Annotated in this window: 22 protein-coding genes and 1 pseudogene; 12 read left to right on the top strand and 11 right to left on the bottom strand. The window is 72.2% G+C overall.

Features of this window, described 5'->3' with window-relative positions:
* Positions 1-53 precede the first annotated feature (53 nt).
* Entirely contained in the window at positions 54-1445 is a 1392-nt protein-coding gene (locus tag ACWDRR_RS39460) for a sporulation protein (protein WP_449777113.1), read from the bottom strand.
* A gap of 270 nt (positions 1446-1715) precedes the next feature.
* On the opposite strand from ACWDRR_RS39460, the gene ACWDRR_RS39455 reads away from it, so the two are divergent.
* From ACWDRR_RS39455 to ACWDRR_RS39445, 3 genes are all read left to right on the top strand, one after another.
* Entirely contained in the window at positions 1716-3482 is a 1767-nt protein-coding gene (locus tag ACWDRR_RS39455) for an asparagine synthetase B family protein (protein ID WP_449777112.1), read from the top strand.
* A 28-nt stretch (positions 3483-3510) separates the two neighbouring features.
* Positions 3511-3951, top strand: a complete 441-nt coding sequence (locus ACWDRR_RS39450) for an NUDIX domain-containing protein (protein WP_449777111.1) — start codon at positions 3511-3513, stop codon at positions 3949-3951.
* A gap of 65 nt (positions 3952-4016) precedes the next feature.
* Positions 4017-5336, top strand: a complete 1320-nt coding sequence (locus ACWDRR_RS39445) for a UDP-glucose dehydrogenase family protein (protein ID WP_449777110.1) — start codon at positions 4017-4019, stop codon at positions 5334-5336.
* A gap of 597 nt (positions 5337-5933) precedes the next feature.
* Here ACWDRR_RS39445 and ACWDRR_RS39440 read toward each other — a convergent pair.
* Positions 5934-6242: a hypothetical protein gene (locus ACWDRR_RS39440; RefSeq protein WP_449777109.1), complete on the bottom strand. Its 309-nt coding sequence runs from the start codon at positions 6240-6242 to the stop codon at positions 5934-5936.
* A 378-nt stretch (positions 6243-6620) separates the two neighbouring features.
* On the opposite strand from ACWDRR_RS39440, the gene ACWDRR_RS39435 reads away from it, so the two are divergent.
* Together ACWDRR_RS39435 and ACWDRR_RS39430 are read left to right on the top strand one after the other, a co-directional pair.
* Entirely contained in the window at positions 6621-6857 is a 237-nt protein-coding gene (locus ACWDRR_RS39435) for a hypothetical protein (protein WP_449777108.1), read from the top strand.
* Positions 6858-7277: 420 nt separating this feature from the next.
* Positions 7278-7463 (top strand): annotated as a pseudogene (locus ACWDRR_RS39430) (IS5/IS1182 family transposase); the annotation flags it as partial.
* A gap of 19 nt (positions 7464-7482) precedes the next feature.
* On the opposite strand, the gene ACWDRR_RS39425 reads toward ACWDRR_RS39430, so the two are convergent.
* Complete coding sequence (locus ACWDRR_RS39425; RefSeq protein WP_449777107.1) at positions 7483-8340, bottom strand: alpha/beta fold hydrolase; 858 nt, start codon at positions 8338-8340, stop codon at positions 7483-7485.
* A 100-nt stretch (positions 8341-8440) separates the two neighbouring features.
* Between ACWDRR_RS39425 and ACWDRR_RS39420 the strand changes: the two genes are divergently transcribed.
* Entirely contained in the window at positions 8441-8854 is a 414-nt protein-coding gene (locus tag ACWDRR_RS39420) for a winged helix-turn-helix transcriptional regulator (protein WP_449777106.1), read from the top strand.
* Between the two features lie 179 nt (positions 8855-9033).
* Here ACWDRR_RS39420 and ACWDRR_RS39415 read toward each other — a convergent pair whose 3' ends face one another.
* The 3 genes from ACWDRR_RS39415 to ACWDRR_RS39405 form a co-directional block, all read right to left on the bottom strand.
* Complete coding sequence (locus tag ACWDRR_RS39415) at positions 9034-10122, bottom strand: MerR family transcriptional regulator (protein WP_449777128.1); 1089 nt, start codon at positions 10120-10122, stop codon at positions 9034-9036.
* Between the two features lie 368 nt (positions 10123-10490).
* Entirely contained in the window at positions 10491-11141 is a 651-nt protein-coding gene (locus tag ACWDRR_RS39410) for a response regulator (RefSeq protein ID WP_449777105.1), read from the bottom strand.
* Entirely contained in the window at positions 11129-12376 is a 1248-nt protein-coding gene (locus tag ACWDRR_RS39405) for a histidine kinase (protein ID WP_449777104.1), read from the bottom strand. Before ACWDRR_RS39405 ends, ACWDRR_RS39410 begins: the two co-directional genes overlap by 13 nt.
* 201 nt (positions 12377-12577) lie before the next feature.
* Between ACWDRR_RS39405 and ACWDRR_RS39400 the strand changes: the two genes are divergently transcribed.
* On the top strand, positions 12578-13768 hold the full coding sequence (locus ACWDRR_RS39400) for a hypothetical protein (RefSeq protein WP_449777103.1): 1191 nt from the start codon (positions 12578-12580) through the stop codon (positions 13766-13768).
* Positions 13769-13967: 199 nt separating this feature from the next.
* Here ACWDRR_RS39400 and ACWDRR_RS39395 read toward each other — a convergent pair whose 3' ends face one another.
* Positions 13968-14564 (bottom strand): NADPH-dependent F420 reductase, encoded by a 597-nt coding sequence (locus ACWDRR_RS39395; RefSeq protein WP_449777102.1) that lies wholly within the window; start codon positions 14562-14564, stop codon positions 13968-13970.
* Between the two features lie 41 nt (positions 14565-14605).
* Positions 14606-15439 (bottom strand): inositol monophosphatase family protein, encoded by an 834-nt coding sequence (locus tag ACWDRR_RS39390; protein WP_449777101.1) that lies wholly within the window; start codon positions 15437-15439, stop codon positions 14606-14608.
* A 139-nt stretch (positions 15440-15578) separates the two neighbouring features.
* On the opposite strand from ACWDRR_RS39390, the gene ACWDRR_RS39385 reads away from it, so the two are divergent.
* From ACWDRR_RS39385 to ACWDRR_RS39375, 3 genes are all read left to right on the top strand, one after another.
* The gene (locus tag ACWDRR_RS39385) at positions 15579-16484 is read left to right on the top strand and encodes a LysR family transcriptional regulator (protein ID WP_449777100.1); all 906 of its coding nucleotides are present in this window, start codon (positions 15579-15581) and stop codon (positions 16482-16484) included.
* Positions 16485-16811: 327 nt separating this feature from the next.
* Positions 16812-17648: an NAD(P)H-binding protein gene (locus ACWDRR_RS39380; protein WP_449777099.1), complete on the top strand. Its 837-nt coding sequence runs from the start codon at positions 16812-16814 to the stop codon at positions 17646-17648.
* A gap of 90 nt (positions 17649-17738) precedes the next feature.
* Positions 17739-18167 (top strand): pyridoxamine 5'-phosphate oxidase family protein, encoded by a 429-nt coding sequence (locus ACWDRR_RS39375; RefSeq protein WP_449777098.1) that lies wholly within the window; start codon positions 17739-17741, stop codon positions 18165-18167.
* An 83-nt stretch (positions 18168-18250) separates the two neighbouring features.
* On the opposite strand, the gene ACWDRR_RS39370 is transcribed toward ACWDRR_RS39375, so the two are convergent.
* Positions 18251-19363, bottom strand: a complete 1113-nt coding sequence (locus ACWDRR_RS39370) for an ABC transporter substrate-binding protein (RefSeq protein ID WP_449777097.1) — start codon at positions 19361-19363, stop codon at positions 18251-18253.
* Between the two features lie 204 nt (positions 19364-19567).
* On the opposite strand from ACWDRR_RS39370, the gene ACWDRR_RS39365 reads away from it, so the two are divergent.
* Complete coding sequence (locus ACWDRR_RS39365) at positions 19568-19963, top strand: hypothetical protein (protein WP_449777096.1); 396 nt, start codon at positions 19568-19570, stop codon at positions 19961-19963.
* A 250-nt stretch (positions 19964-20213) separates the two neighbouring features.
* Here ACWDRR_RS39365 and ACWDRR_RS39360 read toward each other — a convergent pair whose 3' ends face one another.
* Positions 20214-20573 (bottom strand): DoxX family protein, encoded by a 360-nt coding sequence (locus tag ACWDRR_RS39360; RefSeq protein ID WP_449777095.1) that lies wholly within the window; start codon positions 20571-20573, stop codon positions 20214-20216.
* Positions 20574-20731: 158 nt separating this feature from the next.
* Positions 20732-21226, bottom strand: coding sequence for a cupin domain-containing protein (locus ACWDRR_RS39355; protein WP_449777094.1), 495 nt, complete (start codon positions 21224-21226; stop codon positions 20732-20734).
* 81 nt (positions 21227-21307) lie between these two features.
* Here ACWDRR_RS39355 and ACWDRR_RS39350 point away from each other — a divergent pair, with 81 nt between their 5' ends.
* The gene (locus ACWDRR_RS39350) at positions 21308-22183 is read left to right on the top strand and encodes a LysR family transcriptional regulator (protein WP_449777093.1); all 876 of its coding nucleotides are present in this window, start codon (positions 21308-21310) and stop codon (positions 22181-22183) included.
* The last annotated feature ends 361 nt before the right edge of the window (positions 22184-22544 follow it).

Genomic DNA, 22544 nt, shown 5'->3' with positions numbered 1-22544 from the left:
GAGCGACTGGAGTGACCGAGTCCTGGACATGCACAGGGATTTCGCCAGGCGCGTCAGGCCACGACGCCGAGCTCGGTGCGAGTGCGGTGGACGAAGTCGCGAACGGCGGGCTCGCGCCGCCAGGGGGTCAGTGCGGTGTTGAACTCGCGGACGTAGTCCAGGGCCCGGCTGGACTGGACGCGGGCGAGGATGTCGACGGCCTGGTTGCCGAGCTTGAGGCCCTGGTCGAGGTCGCGGCCCTGGAGGTGAGCCGTCCCGACGATGGCCAGGCGCATGCCGACCGAGCGGGTGAACACCCCGGGCTGCATGGCGGCGGCCTGCGCGTTCCAGGCCAGGGCGGCCTTGGGGTTCTTCAGGTCGCGGAAGATCTCGGCGGCGTCGGCGGAGAGCCGGGCGTGGTGATAGAAGTCGATCCATGCCGGTTCCCCGGCGCCGTCGCGGGCCTGGTCGAGCAGGTTCTCGGAGGTGGTCAGCGCGGCGGAGGCGGCCTTGGCGTTGTTGTCGCGGGCATGGGCCCGGGCCTCGATGAGCTTGGTGAAGGCCAACACCCTGGGGGCCGCGTTCGCCTTGGCACGCTGGAAGGCGCCCTGGGTCATGTCGATGGCCTCGCTGGCGAAACCGCGCAGCAGGGTCTGCATCGCCATGGTCGTCAGGACATAGCAGCCGAGCTCGATGTCACTGCCGGCCCGCGCGAGGCGCAGGGCCTGGATGAAGTGCCGCTGGGCGGCGTCGTGCTGGCCGACGTCGAAGGCGGTCCAGCCGGCCAAGCGGGACAGCTCGGCGGTCACCGAGAACAGCTCGCGGCCCACGTCGTCGCTGAACGAGCCGTTCAGCAGCGGCACGGCCCGTTCCTGCAGACAGGCGGTGACGGAGTTGGCCTTCCAGTTCCCGCCTCCGTACTTCGAGTCCCACCGCCGGGCGTCGGCGGCGGCCTCCCGCAGTTCAGCCAGGTCGGCGGCGCCGACCCGGCCGCGGCCGCGGTGGGCGGAGTCGTCGTCTGCGGGGGTGACCAGCCAGCGGGCAAACGGGGTCGCGAACGCGGTGACGGCGAAGCCCGTTCCGGTGAGGAAGTCGCGGCGGTCCACAGTGCTCCAGAACGAGGTGGCGACGCGCACGGCGTCGGCGGGGTCTCGCGGGAAATCCAACCCCACCGCGGAGTCCGGTGTCTCCGCATCCGCCATACCGATCTCCGCGAGTTCCACGGGTCGGCCGAGCCGCTCGCCGATCGCGCGGGCCAGGAGTTTGGGCACTGGCCAGTCGGGGACCATGCCGCGGCGGCACCAGTTCGCGACCGAGGTATGCGTGTAGTTGGTGGTCAGCCCAGCCTCGTGAGCGAGCTGGTTCACACGGTGGGCCAGCGACTTGTGGCTGGCCCCCTCGCACTTTTCGATCATCCGGGCCAGCGCGTCGTTCGGCGGCTTGGCCCGGCGGGTGGTCGACGCCACAGCGTCCCCCTCATCCGTTCCGCGCGGCTCTGCGCGGAAGTCGTACGTAACTGGACACGAGAAGTCGTACGCCCGGCACCGAAGCCGGATCACCGAGGGTATTGGCTCCACCGCTCGCAGTGAACCGCTTTCGCGAGTTGTGAGCCCCCGTGCGAGCCCTGCCCCGGCCCGGCCGGACGCGGTTGTCTGGTGCTCCGGGCCTCCGCCGGACCGGACCACAGATCTTCCGGCGGAGGCCTTCACCGATTCACGCTCGGGGGTGACAACCAGATGTGCGGCATCGCAGGACTGGCCGGCGCCGACGCCGCCCGCCATCACACGACCGTCGCCGCGATGGGGCTCGCTCAGCACCACCGCGGCCCGGACGGGACCCGCCGGACCACCTCGGCCGACGGCCGGGCGGTGTTGTCCATGAACACCCTGCTGATCGTCGACCCCGCTGCCCGGCCCGGCCCCTACGAGGACCCGGCCAGCGGCGTCGTCCTCACCTTCAACGGCGAGATCTACAACTACCGGCAGGTCGCGGCGGCCTGGGGCATCGTCCTGGAGCCCGGCGAGACGGACGCCCACCTGGTCCTGCGGGCCTGGGCCAAGCTGGGGCCGGCCTGCCTGGCCGCCCTGGACGGCATGTTCGCCCTCGCCACCTATGACCCGCGCGAGGGCCGGCTGTTCCTGGCCCGCGACCGGCTCGGCGAGAAGCCGCTCTACTGGCGTCTGGACGGCGGCCGCCTCGCGTTCGCCTCCGAAGTCACCACCCTGACCGGCTACGGCACCGCCCCGCTGGTCGTCCGCCCGGAGATGCTGTCCATCGAGACGCCGACCGGCGTCGACACCCCGTTCCAGGGCATCCAGCTCCTGCCGCCGGCCGGCCTGCTGGCCTTCGACATTGCCACCGGCTCGCTGGTCCAGCGGACCTGGTGGACCTTGGAGGGCCTGGAACCCTGGCAGGGCGACTACCGCACCGCGCTGGCCCGGTTCTCGACCCTGCTTGCCGACCGTGTCCCCCTGCGAGCCCCCGGCTCGGACTTCGCGCTCCTACTCTCGGGCGGACTGGACTCCTCGGTGCTGGCCTACCTGATGCGGCCGCAGGTCTGCGTCACCGTCCGCTATCCCGGTCAGGACCGCCTGGACGAGTCCGCGACGGCGGCCGTCGTCGCCCGGGACATCGGCGCCGAACTGGTCGTCATCGAGCCGACCGCCGCGGACTTCGCCCGTTGCTTGCCGGAGATCATGCACGCGCTGGACTACCCGATGGGCAACGCGTCGACGTTCTCCGAGCACATGGCCTACCGGGCGATCGCCGAGAGCGGCCTCCGTGTCGTGGTCGGCGGGCTGGGGCCGGACGAGTTCCTGATGGGCTACGTCCGCCACGCGCTCGCCCTCTTCGGTCCACAGGCGGTGCTGGACGCCGGGATGGAGTCCTACCGGCCGCTGGCCTCCAAGCTCCTGTACCCGGCCGGTGAGCCGCTGGAGCCGGCCGAGGCGATCGTCCGGCTCATCCTGCGCGGGCAGGACCCGGACGGGCGACTTCGCGAGGTCGTCGCCGACGCCCTGGCCCGGGCTGGCGGTGACCTGGCCCGCGGGCTGACGCTCGCGGACCTGGCCACGGCCTGGCGCCCGCTGGTCATGACCAGCGACAAGCTGGCCTCCGCGTTCGCGCTGGAGCGGCGCTCGCCGTTCCTGGCCCGGGACCTGATCGAGTTCTGCTACCGCCTGCCGGTCGAGTTCAAGATCGGCGATCCGGCGGCCGGCAAGCGGATCCTGCGGGACGCGGCGAAGGCGCTCGGACTGCCGCGGGAGGTCTGGGGCAGTCGGGACAAGCTCGGCTTCGCCTCCCCGGTCCCGAGCTGGCTCAGCGGCCCGCTGGAGCCCTGGGCGACCGCCCAGATCAGCTCCGCTCTCGACCAGGCCCCGCGTTCGCTGCGGCCGCTGCTGGCCGGCGGCCTGAAGCCCGGCGGGCGGTTCGACCGGACTCGGATGCTGTCGCTCATGGCGGCCGCCTGGTTCAACGACCAGCCGGTGGAGATGGCGGCATGACGGGCCGTCGGCTCACTACGGTGAGGGGATGGACTCCCAGACTCTCCCCGACGAGCCGTCCGCCGCCGAACCGCGCGGAGCGGTCGCGATCATCACCAACCGGCGTGGCGAGCTCCTCCTCCACCTGCGCGACGACATCGAGCACATCGCCTGGCCCGGCCACTGGAGCCTGCTGGGCGGCGGCTGCGACCCCGGCGAGGCCCCCGCCGCAGCGATCGTCCGCGAACTCGACGAGGAAGCCGGCCTGGCCGTCGACGACCTGGCCGAGCTCTTCGAGACGAAGGACAGCGTCGGCTCCGGCCAGATCATCACCTTCTTCTCCGGCGCCTGGAACGGCGACGAGCAGACCCTGCCGCTCGCGGAGGGCGTCAAGCTCCAGTTCTTCGCGCCCGAGCACCTGCCCGTCCTGACCCTCCCACCGTTCATCCGCCACGGCATCCACCGCTACCTCGCCGCCCGGCCCGCCTGACCCCGCCCTCCAGTGGGGCAGGGCGCCGGCCGGGCGGCCCCCACCCCTCTCGGAAGGACACGTTCGTGAAGCTCACCGTCATCGGCTGCGGCTACCTCGGCGCGACCCACGCCGCCGCGATGGCCGAACTCGGCCATCAGGTCCTCGGCATGGACATCGACCCCGACAAGGTCGCCTCCCTCAACGCCGGCCGCGCGCCGTTCTTCGAGCGCGACCTGGACGAGCTCCTCACCAAGCACACCGCCGGCGGGCAGCTGCGGTTCACCACCTCCTACGCGGAGACCGCCGCCTTCGCCGACCTGCACTTCATCGGCGTCGGCACCCCGCAGAAGCCCGGCGAGATGGCCTACGACCTCACCCACCTCTTCGCCTCCGTCCGCCGGCTCGCCCCGCACCTGACCGGCCCGGCCGTCATCGTCGGGAAGTCCACCGTCCCGGTCGGCACCGCCCCGCAGGTCATCGACATCCTGTGCGAGTTCTCCCCAGCGGGCGACCAGGTCGAGGTCTGCTGGAACCCCGAGTTCCTGCGCGAGTCCCACGCCGTCGAGGACACCCTCCACCCCGACCGGATCGTCCTCGGTTTCACCGGCGAGAACACCCGGGCCGAGGCCGTGATCCGCCAGGCCTACGGCAAGATCATCGAGTCCGGTACCCCGGTCATCGTCACCGACCTGGCCACCTCGGAGCTGGTGAAGTCCGCCGCGAACGCCTTCCTCGCCACCAGGATCTCCTTCATCAACGCGATGGCCGAGGTCTGCGAGACCTCCGGCGCCGACATCCACCTGCTGGCCGAGGCTCTCGGGCACGACGCCCGGATCGGCCGCCGGGGCATGCGGCCCGGCCTCGGGTTCGGCGGCGGCTGCCTGCCCAAGGACATCCGCGGCTTCATGGCCCGCGCCGGCGAACTCGGCGCCGACCAGGCCCTGACCTTCCTGCGCGAGGTCGACACCATCAACAACCGCCGCCGCGAGCGCATGGTCGACCTCGCCCGCGAGCAGCTGGACGGCGTGATCAGGGGCAAGCGGATCACCGTCTGGGGCGCCGCCTTCAAGCCCGACACCGACGACATCCGCGACTCCCCCGCCCTCGCCGTCGCCCAGGCCCTTCACCAGGCCGGCGCCACCGTCACCGTCTTCGACCCGAAGGCTCTCGACAACGCCCGTAAGGCCCACCCCCGGCTCGACTACGCCGATCACCCGATCGAGGCAGCCGACGGCGCCGAGCTGCTGCTTCACCTGACCGAGTGGCCCGAGTTCACCCGCATCGACCCGGCCGACCTCGCCACCCGCGTCGCCGTCCCCCATGTCATCGACGGCCGCGGCACCCTCGACCCCGCTCGCTGGCGGGCCGCTGGATGGACCCACCGGGCCCTCGGACGCCCCTGACACCGGCGCCGGCACCGGAAACGACTGCACCGACGAACACCGCGGGCCACAGATGAACGACGTGGGCGGCGGTCCGGACGCCGACCCGGCCGTAGAGCAACCGCAGGTGCCCGCTCACGGTCTGCCCGCTGACGCCGAGCTCGCACGCGGCCTCGTAGGGGGAACACCCGACGCACACATCGGAGCCGGGCCCGATCAGGGGCATCGATCAGGCCCGGCTCCGGCGGTGTTCTCCAAGCCGCCGATCTCCGCCTGTGCCCGCTGTGTCCGAGGACTCGCCGGCCAGGTCCGGCGGACGCCGCCGGCCGCCCTCCGGGGTCGCCCACGCACCCCGGCTCCCGCCCCACCACGCGCGGCCGACACCAGCCGGACGTGAGAGAAGAGGTCCCTCGCATGCGCAGCACACCTCAACGCCACCGCCCCGTCCAACCCGGCTCACGCACCCGCGCACCACTCGCGTGCCCTTGCCGGTCCCGTTGCCCGTGCTTGAGGACACCGCCCCGGTCACCTGAGAGGCCGCCACCGTCCCGCGCTCTCGGGCCCGGTGACGCCGGCGAGCGGCGGCTCCAGCCTGGTCGGGCCATGCTCACGGCTGGATCACGGGCTACCTGAAAGCCTGCTGCTCCAGCGCGGTGCGGGGGCTGCGGGCCCGGGTCCGGCGTCTTCCTCCGCGCCCGCGGCCGCGGTGGGTCCTTCGAGCTGGCGGATCAGTGCCTTGAGTGCCGCGACCTCGTCGTCCAGGGCTTGCCTGCCCGCTTTGGTGAGGTGGATCCAGGTGCGGGTGCTTCGGCGCTCGCGCAGGAACGTGAACTCGACCCGCCGGGCTTCCTCGGTCACCGCGAGGACGCCCAGACGCACCCGTTGGTGCACCGCGTCGTCGAGGCCGTTGGTGGGGTGTTCGCTCACGCTGCCCGCCTCCGGATCCGGTGCCGCAGGGCGAGGCCGAGGCCGCCGGCCTCCGCGTTCGCCAGCGCCTCCTCCCGCGAACAGGCCGCCACCGCCCTCCCGCGGCGACCGCTCTTCGTGGACCAGGCCTCGGCGGCCCGGGAATGTCCTGGCGAATCGGTCAAAACGGACTGTCAGGTTCCGAACAGTGCAAGAACTGTCCGGAAGATGATCGTCAGCCCGACAGGCGAGCCCATGACCTGCACCGTCACAGAAACACCACACTGCTTCCGGTCGGAATTGGTCTCGACCATTGCCCCGTCTTCACAATCGGAGGAGGCTCCTCGACGAAGCGCAGGGGCACGACCCCGGCGCTCACCAAGGAGAGGAAGACCACTCATGTCGCTTCGCAAGGCATTCTCCGCCGTGGCCGTGGCCGGACTCGTGGCCGGCGGCGCCCTGATCGCCGCCCCGACCGCCCAGGCGGCCACCTACACCTACGTCGGCATCTACCCGACCGCCGCCTCCTGCCACGCGGCCGGCCAGGCGTACGTGAACAGCCACCAGGCCATCGTCTACTTCTGCGACACCACCACCGAGACCGGCCCGGCGCGACTCTCCGTCGTCCTCTACTGAGCCACCGGAACGCACTGATGGTGGGCCGCCCTACCGGCGGCCCACCATCGTTCGGAGAGGTGGAGAAGGGCCCTCGCGGGAGACCGGGGCGTCCCCCGCGAGCAACGGCCTCGCCCCGGCCCTGCCCGGGCGCGCGGTGGTCGTCGACCTCAAGGACCACACCGCAGAACCCGCCGACCTGTGGCCCCGCGCCGTTTGCGCTCTTGCCCTCGGCCAGGTGATCGATGTCGTCCACTGCGCGGCTCTCGGTTGAACCGGAGAGGCCCCCTCGGCTGCTCAGCTCAGCTCAGCTCACAACGATCACGGAGTTGCGTCGCTCCGTGATCACCGGAGAGACCTGTGCCCGCGCTGCCACCCTGGCTGACTGAACCGCTCGGGGACCACCTGGCTTGAGCAGCTCGCGCCGGAGTCCTCCGACCGGCTCGTCGGCGTTGGCACGTCGAACGCACTCCCGCGTGGCAGAACGCCTTTCACCGTCCCGCCCGGTGCTGCGGGCGTCGCGTCACTGCCCTTGATGCCGCCCGCACGGTCATCACCCTGCGCAGCCCGGTCCGGCGGTCCTGGACGACTCGCCGCCGGGACGAACGCCCGAAGCGCCGGCCGTGATCCTCCGGGCCCGCTCCCGTCACGTCGACAGATCGGCGGACAGGAAGGGAGCAAGGAGCGCGAACAGTGCGCCGGGGCGGTCGAGGGGGATGATGTGGCCGCAGTCCTGGAGGTGGTGTCCGACCAGGTCGTCGGCGATGGGGCGGAGTTGGCGTTCGAGCCCGGTGCCGACGGGGTGGGAGCCGATGGCCATGGTGGGCATGGTCAGCCGAGCCGTCGCGACGGCGTCCTGGATCTGCTGCGCGCTGGTGGGCAGGGCCCGGTAGTAGGAGAACGCGCAGCGAAGGGCCTCGCTCCCGGTGTAGGCGTGAACGAAGGCCGCGCGGATGTCGTCGGGTACTCCTCGCCCGAGCGTCCCCGAGTCGAGGAACCAGTCGATGTACGGGGCCTCGTTGCCGGCCAGGACGGTTTCGGCGAGGCCGGGGACGGCGTGGAAGCCGAACCACCACGGGGCGCCGCCCGCGACGACGTGTTCCGCTCCGGGCAGGCGGCCGAGCAGTGCCTCCATCACGACCAGGCGCCGGACGAGGCCGGGCTGGCGCAGCGCGAGCAGGACGGCGGGGGCGGTGCCCGCGTCGATGCCGACCACCGCTGCCGAGGGCTCGCCGAGTGCGTCGAGCAGCCCTTCGGCATCGGCGGCCAGGGTGCCTGCGTCGTAACCCTCGACGGCACGTTCGCTGGCGCCGAGGCCTCGCAGATCCGGCGCGATGACCCGGTACCGCCCGGCCAGTCGGCTCATGATGCCGCTCCAGAGCTGCCAGGTGTGCGGGAAGCCGTGCAGCAGGAGAACCGCGGGTCCGTCCCCGGCGATCGCGACGTTGAGTTGGACGCCGTTCGTCGCGATGCGGCGCAGGTGGTGTGCGGTGGTGACGGGCATGACGGTTCCTCCGACTGGTTACCATTGGTGACCACAGAACGATAGGTAACTGTCCGACCGCTTCCTAGACGGCACTTTCAGGGAAGGTGGTGAGCCGCAGGTGACCACCCGAGGAACCCGGGCCGCCGATCGTGGGGTACGCGGCGATCTGTTCGATCCCCAGTGCCCGACGCGGCAGTTGCTGGACCGCATCGGCACGAAGTGGACGTCCATGACCGTCAAGACGCTCGCCGATGCCGCACCGGACGAGGTCCGCTTCGCAGAGCTGAGACGCCGGATGCCCGGCGTCTCCCAGAAGATGCTCTCCGTGACGCTGCGAAGCCTGACCCGCGACGGGCTGGTGTCGCGTCGAGTCGAACCGACCGTGCCGCCGCGGGTCTTCTACCGACTCACCGGACTCGGGCTCTCCCTGGAGGCCGCGCTCGCAGGGCTGCGGACCTGGGCGGAGGAGCACATGGCCGAGATCGACCGCGCCAACGAAGCCACCGACCAGGAGGTCGACGACGAGGGATAGGCAGGCCGGTTCCGCGCGCTCAGTGCTGCCCCGGTACGACCAACGCCGACTGCACACGATCGAGGGGCGGCCAAGTGAAGACCTCCCCTGATGGTCCATCAGTCCACTACCGTCAGTGCAGAGCTGGACACTGAATTCAGCCGGTCGGCTCCTTGCGGCGTTCTCTCGCGCGTGATGGTTCAGGCGACGAGCAGGCGCAGGCCGAGCTCGGCCGCGTCGAGGGCGACGAGGTCGCGGTTGCGCTCGGCCCACCGGCCCGAGGCGAGGTCGGCACGGAGCATGTCCACCGCTCGCTGCTCGGCCTCCGGGCCGACTCGGGTCCACACCGACACCGCGCGGCGCACGTGTTCGTCCAGGTACGCCTCGGGTCGGCGCCAGTGGGCCTCGAAGAAGCCGTCGGCGCAGTCCCACGGGATGACCACCGGCTCCGCGTGGCCCCCGATCGCGCGGGTCATGTCGGCCAGTGAAGGCCAGTCGGCGAGCAGGTCAGCGAATTCGGGCAGGTAGTCGCGGGTGCGCCAGAAGCGTTGAAGCCAGCCGGTCGTACTGGCGTCGTACGTGAACACCACGACGCGCCGGGCCACCCGACGCATTTCGCGCAGCCCGGCGATCGGGTCCGGCCAGTGGTGAACGGTGCTGACCGCCATCGCAGCGTCGAAGGACTGGTCAGCGAACGGCAGGCGTTCCGCACTGGCGGCCACGCACGGCGCCGCGCCCGCGGGACGCTGCGCCCGCATCACCGCCGACGGTTCCACCGCCGTGACCTCACGGTCCGAGGGCTCGTACGAGCCGGTGCCGGCCCCGACGTTCAGCACCGTCCGCGCGTCCCCGAGCGCATCCCAGATCCTCGCGGCGATCCGCGGCTCGGTCCGCCGGGTCGCCGGGTAGGCGGACCCGATGACTTCGTACAACTGCGCGCCGAACACCTTCAACTGGTCCTCCGGCGTCGTCCTGATCCCCATTGCCCGTTCCTCCAGTTCCTTGTCAATGGCCGTCACCATGGCGGCAGTGCGGTCCCGCTGTTCCACCAGCAGGCCGCGCAGCCGGCGCAGACGCGCGACCGCGTCGGTGGCCGGGTCGTCCACCAGATCCGCGATCTCGCGCAACCCGAAGCCCAGCCGCCGGAATGCGAGCACCTCCCGCAGGCGCTCCACGTCGCCCGCCGAGTAGGCCCGGTACCCGGCGCCGGTCCGCGCGGACGGCTGGACGAGGCCGATCTCGTCATAGTGGTGCAGGGTGCGGACGCTCACGGCGGCCAGCTCGGCCACACGTCCAACGGTCAGGTGCTCGTGCTCTTCCACGTCGACGACTATGCGGCATCACGCCACGTGAGGGTCAAGCCTCGTTCCTGGGTGCCGCCGCGTGACCAGCCACGGGACCGGGCCCCGCATCCCCCGCGGCGCTCGCCCCGCGCTCACGCCTCGAACCGGTCCACCTGGCGCCGACAACGCCGGGCCGTCGCCCGCCGCTGCCATCACCAACCCCAACCGCACACGATCGAGGGGCGGCCCGGTGAGGAACGCCCCTGATGACCCATCGGCCCACCGCACCCGTGACGCCGCCGCTGAGCAGGCACGTCGAAGTCCTGCTGGACTACCAGTACTCCAGCCGTAGCTCGTGATCAGGGATGGGAAGGTCAGGCCCGGGACGCTCCGAGGAACCGCAGCACGGCCAGGACGCGGCGGTGGTCCGCGTCGACCACGGGCAGGTCGAGCTTGGCGAGGATGTTGTTGATGTGCTTCGCCACCGCGCTCTCGCTGACCACCAGCGCCTGCGCGATGCCGGCGTTGGAGCGCCCCTCGGCCATCAGGCCGAGCACCTCCCGTTCGCGGGGGGTCAACCGCGCGAGCGGGTCGCTGTCGCGCCGCAGCAGCAACTGGGCGACGACCTGCGGGTCCAGGGCCGTGCCCCCGTCCGCCACTCGCCGGACCGCCGCCACGAAGTCGGCGACGTCGGCGACCCGCTGCTTGAGCAGGTAGCCCACACCGCTGGTGTTCGCCGACAGCAGGTCGGCCGCGTACCGCTCCTCCACGTACTGCGAAAGCAGCACCACCGGCGTCCCCGGCCAGCGCCGACGGATCTCCATCGCCGCCCGCACCCCCTCGTCGGTGAAGCCGGGCGGCATCCGGACGTCGATCAAGGCGAGTTCGGGCCGGTGCTCCGCCACCGCCGCCAACAGCCCCTCCGCGTCGCCGGCTTCCGCGACGACCTGGAACCCGCCCATCTCCAGCACCTTGGTCAGGCCGACCCGCAACAGCACCGAATCCTCGGCGATCACCGCGCGCACGGCAGCTCCGCGGTGATGGTGGTGGGCCCGCCGACGGGGCTGCTGACATGGAAGGCCCCGTCGAGGGAGCCGACCCGCTTGGCCAGCCCGGTCAGCCCCGTACCGGCGGCGGCGTCGGCACCGCCCAGCCCGTCGTCGGTGACGCGCACTCGCAGCACCTCGCCGACCTGGCGGACCATCACCTCCGCACGCATCGCGTCGGCGTGCTTCGTCGCATTGGTCAGCGCCTCGGAGACCACGAAGTACGCGACCGACTCCACGGTGGGCGCCACCCGCTCCTCCAGATCGACCCGCAGCCGCACCGGCAGGGGCGTGCGGGCAGCCAGCCCGGACAACGCCGCGTCCAGACCCCGGTCTTCGAGGACGGCCGGGTGCAGCCCCCGTACCAGGTCGTTGAGTTCGGCGATCGCCTCCTTCGCCTCCAGGTGCGCTCCCGCGATCACCTCGCGGGCATCATCCGGCAGGTCCGGGCGGGTGGCCATGGCCAGACCCAGGTTGACCGCGAGGGACACCAACCGCTGCTGGGTGCCGTCGTGCAGGTCGCGCTCGATCCGCCGGCGCTCCGCGTCGACCGCCTCGATCAAGTCGGTCCGGCTCACGGCCAGCTGATCGACCCGCTCCTGGAGCCGCTGCGCCCGGCTGGGCCCGAGCAGGCCCGATGCCAGCCGCACCTCGACCCGGGCCACTGCCCGCGCGGTCCAGGGCAGGGCGCACAGGAGGAGGAGTCCAGCCGCCGTGTAAGCCGGCAGCTGGGTCAGGAAGCCGAACCACTCCCGGCGGATTCCGGTCGGCAGCGCCCATGACCAGGCGAAGGCGACGACGCCCACCAGACCCGCCGCAGCCACCACGAGCACCAGCACCTCCAGCGACGCGAGCAGCGGGCCCAGCAGCAGGTGGTACCCGATCTTGCGCCAAGGCCGCGTCGCCGTGACCCGCCGGGCGGTCGACGCCCACGTCCGTCGTCCCGGAACGGCGGGGGTGAGCCGGGGGACGTCCACACCCATGAGCACCCGATAGCGAGCCCGCTGAACCGCCGTCAACACCGGGATGCCGAGCAGGACCAGGACGGCCGACACGGAGACCGTGAGGAGCCAGTCCCCCGTCCTGGCGGCAGTCGCCGCAGCCCAGGACCACACGGGCACCAACGCCAGGTGCGGCAGCACACCAGCAGCAAGAAAGCCGGTGTCCCGCTGCGCCCGGAGGAGCGTGCGTCTCAGCCCAGCTGGAATCGTCATGGCAGAACGCTAAGGCACCGCAGCAGGACGGTGCCATGAAACCTGTACCCGATCCCATGGTGAACCTAGTACCAGCTGTGGACGACACGGCGACTTCGCCGACCGCGACGACCTGATCGACAGACGGGGGCCTACCCGCCGCTCCACGCACTTCCCCCGAGCAGCACGACTGTGGCCTGCGGGGCCAGCGAGAATGGACGGATGGACGGACTGGGTGGGGCGCTGGAGCGGGCAGCTGCGGATGGCGATGTGGTGGACGGCTGGCTCCAGGGGCTCGCGGGAAATCCAGCGCTGCCGGTGGAGGCGCTGGCCCGGCTGCTGGAGTTCGACGAGCTGCCGGTTCCGAGCGAATGGCTCCGGCACAGGACCTTGGATGCCGCAGCGACGGAGCTGCTGGTGGCTTCGCCGAAGATCCAGCACCGATTGGACGTGACGGAGAACGCGACGGCCGACGTCGACGTTCTGGCCCGGCTCGCGCGGGATCCGGAACCCCGGGTCCGGTTCGTGTATGCGGTGATGTTCTTCGCGTACAAGCGCCGTGTCCCTGCCGGGGTGCTGGAGATCCTGGCGGACGACCCGGAACCGAAGATCCGGCGGATCGTCGGCGGCAGCGGAGAACCGCCGGTCGCGGTGCAGGAGCCGGCGCCGGTGCTGACGGCGGAGCAGCGGGTGGCGCACCCGGACCGGGCGGTCCGGCTGGCGGCCGCCGCCGATCCCGAGGTGCCGACCGCACTGGCCCTGCGACTGGCGGCGGATCCCGAGAACGACATCCGGCTCGCGGTGTCGATGCGGGAGGAGTTGACGGAAGGTCAGCGCACTGAGATCCCGTGCACGGCGTGGCAGCACTTCTGGTCACCGCCGTCCTGGATCGCACGGCACGCGACCGATCCGGAGGCGGCCCGCAGGATCGCGAGGTCGGCGCACGTCGGGCTGCGGAGGGTGCTCGCGGCTCAGCCGCACCTGGCGCCCGACGTGGTGGCGCTACTGGCGGCGGACGAGGACGAGTGGGTGCGGCGCACGCTGGCCGAGCGGTGCGAGGACGCGCCGCACGAGCTGCTGGTGGAGCTGTACGCCACGGTGCAGGACCGGTACTGGTCGGGGTACCGCCACCACCGCAACTTCGCCCGGCCCGGGTTGGCCCGGCTCGCCGACGACCCCAACCCGCGCCTGCGGCACGCCGCGTTGGACGACCCGGAGGCCGGGCCGGAGCTGGTGCTGCGGCTCGCCGACGACCCCGAGGTGGGCGGCTGGGCGGTCAGCGACCCCAGGCTGCCCGCCGAGGAACTGCTCCGGCGGCTCACCCTGCCGGCCCAGGCCTCGGCCGCCGCCTGCAATCCGGCACTGCCCGTGGCGGTCATGCACCGCCTGCTGGACCTCGGCCGGGCGCGCTGACCTGCCGGGTGGCCGCCCTGCCCGAAGGCGGACGCGGAACCCGGACCGTGGAAGGCGGCGAGCGACGGGGAGACGTCTCCGGGGCATGCCACGGGCCGGTGGTTCGAAACCGAACCACCGGCCCCGGCCGCGTCGTCGTGCCCGTCGTGCCCGTCGTGCCCGTCGTGGCTGCAGGGCCGGCCGGGGCGCGCCGTGCGGCTCAGCGGGTGATCGAGATCGCGAAGGGCGCGAACCCGCCGGACCGGATCACGTGCGGCACGAACAGGATCGCGGCCTCCGTGGCGCGGGCGGTCCGGATCCCGCCGAGATCGGTGATCCACTCCGTGCGCCAGCCGAGGTCGACGAGCAGATCGCGGACGCTCTGCTTGGCCTGCGGGTCCTCGCCGGAGAGGAAGGCGTCGGGCGCCCGGGTGAGCGAGGCCGGCGCGGTCATCACCGGGAAGAGCATGGTGTTGAGCGTCTTGACGACGCGCGTCTGCGGGAGCGCTTCCTGGAGCTGCTCGGCCAGACTCGAGCCGGGGTAGATCAGGTCGGCGGGCAGTCCGTCCGGTCCGTCGACGGTGGCGTTGGAGACATCGACGAGGATCTTGCCCCGCAGTTCATCCCGCAGGGCGGCGAGCCGTTCCAGCGAACCGGCGCCCGGGGTGGCGTTGATGACGATCCGGGCGTCCCGGGCAGCAGCAGCGGCGGCACCCGGCGTGCGGTCCACCGCGGTCACCTCGTGCCCTGCCCGGGCGAGGGCTGCGGCCAGGTTGCCGCCGACGCGGCCGTTGCCGAGAACTGCGATCGTGGTCATGGTGATCAGGTCCTTCCGTGTGTTCGGGTTGTGGTGCGCGGTCAGCGCGAGAGCGTGGTGACGGCCTGGGCGTGGACGCCGGGTGCGGCGGCCAGGAAGCTCTCGCTCTCCGGGGTCCAGGGGCGACCCTGGGCGTCGGAGATCCGTCCGCCGGCCTCGGTGACGAGCAGCGCCCCGGGCAGCAGGTCCGCGCGGGCGCCGGAGAACTGCCAGAAGGCGTCCATCCGGCCGGCGGCCACGTTCACCAGGTGCAGGGTCGCGGGCACGGCGGTGCGGACGACGAGCGCGTCGAAGAGCATCGCGGTGATCGAGGACCCGACGCGCCGCACGACCTTCTCGTCCTCGTCCGGCCGGGCCTGGCTGGTGGCCACGATGCCCAGGCCGAGGTCGGCGGTGGAGGAGACGTGCAGCGGCCGGCCGTCGAGGTGGGCGCCCGCGCCGGCGAGCGCGGTGTAGGTCTCGCCGGTCAGGGGCAGGTGGACCACGGTGAGCACCGGCTGGTTGTCACGCACGAGGGTGGCGGTGACCGCCCACTCCGGCAGGGCGTGCAGGTGGTTGACGTTGCCTTCGGCCGGATCCACGACCCACCACTCGCCGGCCGGCAGCGCCCCGCCGTCCAGCTCGTCCTCCACCCAGCCCGCGCCCGGGCGCAGGCCGGTCAGGCGGGGGCGCAGGATGTCGAGGGCCGTGTCGTCGTTGGCGGCGAGCGAGCGCATCAGCTCCTCGCGGCTCCCGTAACGGACCACCTCGCCGAAGCGCTCGCGCAGCGCCGCGCCGGCCGCGCGCACGGCGTCCGCGGTCCGGCCGAGCAGGTCAGCGTCGGAGAGAGCGGCAGCGGAGAGAGCGGCGTCGGGGGTCTGAAGCATTTCGGACATGGCGGTACTCCCGGATGCGGAGGGGTGGGTGATGAAGCGTCGGGCCGCGTTGTGCGGTGCGTCCTGCGCTCTGGTATCGAAGGTATCCAGCCCCGGCATTACCTTCAAGTGCATGTCAAGCACGGCTAGGATGACTCCCATGCAACTGGACTTGAACCTGCTAGCCGCCCTCGACGCACTGCTGGAGGAAGGGAGTGTGGCCGGGGCGGCCGCGCGGCTGCATGTCACCGCCCCGGCGATGAGCCGGAGCCTGGGCCGGATCCGGCGCACGACCGGGGACCAGATCCTGGTGCGCACCGGCCGCACGATGACCCCGACGCCGTACGCGATCGCCGTCCGGGAACAGGTGCACGAGCTGCTGCACCAGGTCCAGGGGGTGCTGGCACCGAGCCGTGAACTCGACCTGGCGACGCTGGAGCGCACGTTCACCCTCCGCTGGCACGATTCCCTGGTCGCCCTGAGCGGCCCCGCGCTGCTCAGGGCCGTGCGCGAACAGGCTCCGGGCGTGCGACTGCGCTTCGTCGCGGAATCGAACGTCGACACCCCCGAGCTGCGACGCGGCGAGGTCGACCTGGAGGCGAACGCCAACCACCCCGGCGCACCGGACATCCGGGCCGAGAAGGTCGGCGAGACCCGCCTCGTCGTCGTCGTGCGACAGGGCCACCCCCTCACCCGCGCCGGCACCGTCACCGCGGAGCACTACGCCGCCGCCGAACACGTCACCGTCTCGCGACGCGGAAACCTCGGCAACGCCCTCGACGATGCCCTCGCGCGGATCGGCCTCACCCGCCGCGTGGTGGCGACCGCGCCCACGGAAGCGGCCGCGTTGGAGTTCGCTCGCGGCTCCGACCTGCTGATCAGCGTCCCCGAGGCCACCACACGGCCCGCCGTCGCCGACCTCGGCCTGGCCGTGCTCCCCCTCCCCCTCGAACTGCCGCCGGCACCCGTCTACCTGTCGTGGCATCAGCGCTACGACACCGACCACGCCCACGCCTGGCTGCGCGGACTGGCACGAACCGCGCTGGCCACGTGCGCGACGTCGTAGGCGGCGGCGTCCGGTGGACGGCGGACGGCAGACGGCGGCCGGCCCGCCGACCGGACGCCGGACGGACAGGCCGGTTCCTCCGGCGGCTGCCGGGCCGCACAGGCATCGCGGCGGGCCCGCCGACCGGTCAAGCGATCGTCGTCGTCGACCCGTCGGGCCTCTTCCAGGAGAGAACCAGGTCGAACGGATGTCACCGCACCGACGGTTCGGCGGTCCCACCCGGAAGCCCGGGTGCCCGACCGGTCGGCGCGTCCTCGGATCCGCCCCAACCCGCCGTTCGCCGGCCAAACGGCCGCAGCGGCGGTTCGGGCGTGTTCAATTGACGTCATGAGCAACGGCAGCACTCTCGTCCTCGGCTCATCGGGCAAGACCGGCCGGCGGATCGTCGCCCGGCTCGGGCTGCGCGGCGCACCGGTCCGCGCCGCCTCCCGGTCGGGCCCGACCCGCTTCGACTGGTCCGACCCCGGCGGCTGGGACGCGGCCCTGCGGGGCGTCGCCGTCGCCTACGTGGTGGCCCCGAGCGTGCCGGGCCCGGTGCACGAGTTCGTGGCCCGGGCCGAGTCCGCCGGGGTGCGGCGGTTGGTCCTGCTCTCCGGGCGCGGCGCCGACACCTGGGGCGACTCCGCCTTCGGCCTGGACATGCGTTCGGCCGAGGATGCCGTACGCCGCTCGGCACTGGAGTGGACCGTCCTGCGTCCGTCGAACTTCGCCCAGAACTTCGACGAGGGCCTCTTCCACGCCCCGCTGCTCGCCGGGGAACTGTCGCTCCCGGCCGGCATCGTCCCCGAGCCGTTCATCGACGTCGAGGACGTCGCCGACGCCGCGGCCGCGGTGCTGACCGAACCCGGACGGCACGCCGGACGGGTCTACGAGCTGAGCGGACCGCGTGCGCTGACCTTCGGTGAGGCCGTCGAGCTCATCTCCCGGGCGTCCGGGCGGCCTCTCACCTACCGGCAGATCTCCCCCGACGAGTACGCCCGGACGCTGGTCGACGAGGGCTTCGGTGCGGACGACGCCCACCACGTCGCCGAGATGTTCGTGCTGATGGAACGTGGCCTGATCGCGGCGACGACGGAGGACCTCGCCACCGTCGTGGGGCGGGCGCCTCGGACCTTCGAGGAGTACGTCGTGCGCGCCGCGGCGGCGGGAGCCTGGCGGCGATGAACCTCCCACGGCCCCGACCTGCTGACGAACGGGTCGGCGCCTTCTTCGGCAACCTCGGACCCATTCCCCCCAGCCCTAGGAAGGACCGTGATGAGCACCGACGCCGGTTCGCTGACCGCCCAGGACCTGGAGCTCCTCCGACGCCCCCTGTACGGGTTCCTGTCCGTGGCCGGGGGGCCGGTCCCGCCACAGCCTCGGCCGGTGTGGTTCGAGGTCACCCCCGAGGAGACGATCCAGCTGTTCACGGGGCCGGACACGCTCAAGGTCCGGCGCCTGCGCCGCGACCCCCGCGCCTCCATCGTCGTCGCCGCCCCGGTGGGTGAACGCGAGCGCTGGGTGTCGATCGCCGGCCGCACCACGGTGGAGCCCGACGGAGGACACGACCTGGCCGCCCGACTGGCCACCCGCTACTGGAACCTCGACGACCCGGCCCGCGCCGACGACCTCGCCGGGATCCTGGCCGCGGACTGGGTCCGTCTCGTCATCCACCCGGAGACCGTGAGCCGCTACAGGTACTGACCGCCGCCCCCGGCACGCCGCGCTCCGAGCCGTGCAAGCCGCTCCGCGCCGCTGCGTCCGAGCAGGTGGACCTCCGTGTTCTCTCAGCCGCTGCGCAGGATCCGAAAGCGATCGGGTTCCGCCGGATCTCGATCAACGACCTGGATCGGCGTCCGAGCCCACTGCCACACGCTGATGCCTGGCGTGCGGGAGAACCGGATCTGCCCGCGGGTGCCTTCGACGGCAACGCGCGGCCAGGATTCGGCCGTGCGCGGCCGGTCCGCGCCGTGAGAACGCAGCACATCGGCGAGGACGGCGACCGTGTCGTAGCCCTCGAACGCGACGAAGGAGGGCGCTTCGGCCAGCCGCTCGCGCAGGGCCGTCTCGACTCGTGCACCGAGTGGGCCGAGACGCTCGGGCAGGTAGCGCAGGAACGGGATCGCGGCGCCGTCGTCGCCCAGCAACGTCGCCCATTCGGCGAACTCCGGTTGCCCGGCCGGAGCACCGATCATGATCTCGGCGAGGCGCCGGTCGCGGCGGACAGCCTTGACGATCGACACCGCCGGTTCCGGGATGCCGACCAGAAGAAGGAGGGCCGTCGCGCGATTGTGGACGAGCTCGTCGCACACGGCCGCGGGGGTGAGCGCGCCCATGTCGAGTTCGACGACGGTGCCGCCGCGCGGAGCAAGGTGATCCCGCAGAATGCGGGCCCCGGATGCCCAGTAGACACTCGGCTGGGCGGCTACGGCGATCCGGCTGTGGCCCGCGCCGAGGAGGAAGTCCGCGTAGACCTGCCAGCCGCGGGACTGCGGCGGGGAGAGGCGCGCGACCCACTCCGTTGGCTGCTCGGTGAGCGCGTCGAGAACCGCGGACGAGCAGAGGAAGGGCAGGCCGAGGGCGTCGGCCCGGCCGGCGGCGGCACGGGCGACGACGCTGTGGTACTCCCCCGCCAAGGCGGCCACGCCCAGGCGAGCCAACTCGTCCACGGCCGCCACGGCCCTCTGCGGATCAGCCGCGGTGTCTCGGACCATCAGCTCGAGTGGCCTTCCGGCGATCCCGCCGGCGTCATTGACCTCGCGCACGGCCAGCTCGAGTCCGGCGAGCAGGTGTCGGCCCGCCGCGACCCACCCAGGCCGGGTCAGCGGAACGAGAGCGCCGATCCGGACGGATGAGCCGCCAGTGTGCTTCGCTCCAGGTAGCGATGGTCGCGTACTCATGCGCTGGCGTCTCCCCGATCATCTGTTCCGGTGCCCGGACTGCACCGGCGGCCGCTGCCTCGCCGGACCGAAACTGCGATCCGCACTCCGCGTACGGCCTGACCTTACGTCACCCCCCGAAGGACCTCCGGGGCCGACCTCAGGCAGGTACCGAGAACGTGCCCGGGCCGGCGCGCCGAAACGGTTCGGTGCGATCCTCCTGGCATGAGACCTGACGACAACGACCACTGGCAGCGCTGGACAGCGAGGTTGCTGGCCGTTCTCGCGGCCGACCCTTCCGATCAGCTCGCCTGGGCCGGCGAGCACCAGGTGAGAACTGCGGCCGTCGCCGAGGACGTCGAGTTCGTCCTGCAGCTGGCCGAGGGTATGACGGAGCGGGGAACGCTCGAAACGGACGCCCTCCAGGACCTCAGGACCATCGACCGGCTGTTCCGCGAGCTGGATGCCCGCAGCCGTACCGGCCAGTGGGCCGATGCGCTGGCTGCCGATGTGATCTGGAGCGAGGTGAGGACCGCGGCCCGCCGGATCCTCGTCGCCAGGCTGGGCGATTGGCGTCTCCCACTGCCACGCCGCGTGTCACCTCAGCACCTCTACGACTGAGCACGTTCACCCGTACGCCGACACCGGCGCTCCTGGCAACCCTCGCGCCACGCCCCTCCACCGTCCCGGCCACGGCCCCCGCCCACCTCACGCGGTCGGCACCAGCCGGATGCCGGGAGGAGGAACGGCCCACCGTTGGTGTCGAAGCCGGACCGTCACCCTTGCTGCCCCGGCCGGCTCGCGCGCACCTTGCTCGAACAGCGCGAACCGCCTCCCAGTCGCTCCCGCCCGGTCGAGGACCGATCCACGATCACTGCCCGATGGCCAGCCAGGCGGTCACGGCCGCGGTCGCGATGAGTCCGACGTTGAGTGTGATCCGGCGGTCTTCGCCGGTCAGGTGAACGGCGATCGCACCGGTCTGCAGGAGCACGAAACCGATGGCCGCGGCCTGCGCCAGCCACGGAGCGGTGCCGGTCAGCGGGGGCAGGATCAGACCGGTCGCGCCCAGTATCTCGACCGCCCCCAGCGCCCTGAGGGCGGGCAGGGGCGTGCGGTCGACCCAAGCCATCATCGGTCGGAGTTGATCGCGGCTGCGGATCACCTTCAGCGTGCCCGCGTAGACGTAGAAGAGCGCGAGCAGTCCCGCGACGATCCAATAGGCGATGTTCATGGTTCCCGTTCGTGGACCCCGGTTCGCGGGGGCGTGTCGATTGCGTCGATTGCCGGGGAAGCCCCGGAGAAGGCCGGTCCGTCGTCCGAGGGGCCGGAGGGGGAAAGCCGGGAGCGCCGGGTCGGCAGGAGGGGCCGGGCCGGGCCGTCCCGTCGGCTTCAGGCGAGGTCGGTGGCGGGCTGTGTCGCGTAGCGACTCATCGCGTCGATGTTGGCCTGCGGCGTCAGCGGCCGGCCGTCGGTGAGCACCTGCTGAAGGTCTCGGAAGTACTGCACGTAGAGGTCGGGAGTGAATGTGCTGAGCATGACGGCGGGTTCGTCGGTCAGGTTGGCGAAGGTGTGCGGGGTGCCGGGCGGAACCATCACGAGCGTGCCCGCGGTGGCGTCGTAGTCCTCCTCCCCGACGGTGAACCGCACGGTGCCGGACAGGACGTAGAAGCCCTCGTCGTGCCGGCCGTGGCGGTGCTGCGGCGGACCCTGCGTGTGCGGGGCGAGGACGGACTCGGCGATCGCGAGGCGGTGGCCGGTGTGGCTGCCGTCCTCCAGGACGCGCATGCGCGTGGTGCCCAGGACGATCGTCTCGCCGTCCCCGGGACCCACCACCGAGATGACGGGGCCGGCCTGCGGCTCGTTGGTCTTCGCTTCTTCGGTCATGTAAACGAGTGCACCGCCGGGACCCCGCCGCTGTCCAAGACCCGTTCCGCACCGCGGATACCTCGCGGGTATCGTTGCAGCGTGGAGCTACGGACCTTGCGCTACTTCGTGGCGGTCGCCGAGGAACTCCACTTCGGCCGGGCCGCCACCCGCCTGCACATGAGCCAGCCGCCGCTGAGCCGGGCGATCAAGCAGCTGGAGGCCGAGGTCGGGGCTCTGCTCTTCGTCCGCTCGCCCAGCGGCGTCACGCTCACCCCGGTGGGCACGGTGCTGCTCGACGAGGCGCGAGCCCTGCTCGACCACGCCGACCGCGTCCGGGTACGCGTGAGCGCAGCAACCGGCGTCGCGACCATCACCGTCGGCATCCTGGGCGACGGCACCGACCCGGGAGTGGCCAGGCTGGCCGCGGCCTACCGCCGAAGCCACCCCGGCGTCGACATCCGCATCCGCGACACCGATCTGACCGACCCGACGTGCGGACTGCGCGCCGGTCTGGTCGACGTCGCCCTCACCCGGGCGCCGTTCGACCAGACCGCCCTGACGGTGCGTACGCTGCGGACCGATCCGGTCGGCGTGGTCCTGCGCGCCGACGACCCGCTGGCCCGCAGCGACCGGCTGCGGCTGGCCGACCTGCGCGACCGCCGCTGGTTCCAGTTCCCGCAGGGCACCGACCCCGTCTGGCAGTCGTACTGGAACGGTGGCAGCCCGCGTGAGGGACCAGTGGTGCGCGCCGTCCAGGAATGCCTGCAGGCCGTGCTGTGGAACGGCACTGTCGGCCTGGCCCCGCTCGGACACGACCTGCCCGCGGAGTTGACCGTGGTGCCGCTGATCGACATGGCGCCGAGCCACGTGGTGGCGGTGTGCAACAGAGCGGACACCAGCCCGTTGATCCGATCATTCATCGAGATCGCGACGGCCGCGTACCGCCCCCGTGAGAACGGCGCCACGGGCGGGTGAGGCCGTGGTCGGCGACCTCCGGGCAGTTGCCGGTCCCCTGGTTGCGCAGCTCGAAGGCGGGGGTGCAGTGGGGATCTGCTCCGCGTTCGCGGTACCGGCGGCGGTGACCGGAAGGACGGGGGCGAGGCCGGCGGCGAGGGCCGGCAGGGCGCGTGGGTGCGGTGTCTCCTGGGCGGGGCCGGATTCGACGGTCCGCCCAGGTCGCTCGCCGGACGCCCGCCGCAGCTCCGGCGTCCGCGTCGCGCCCACGGGCCGCCCCGAGGCCGCCGATCGCCCACAGCACCCGGCGCCCGCCCGCGAGCAGGAGCATCACGATCGCGCCGAGGATGATGAACGCCGCGGCGGTCGACCGCATCATGTT

This window comes from Kitasatospora sp. NPDC003701, assembly GCF_053587085.1.
Note: the sequence above shows the minus strand (reverse complement) of the source record. Positions and strands in the feature narration are given on the sequence as shown.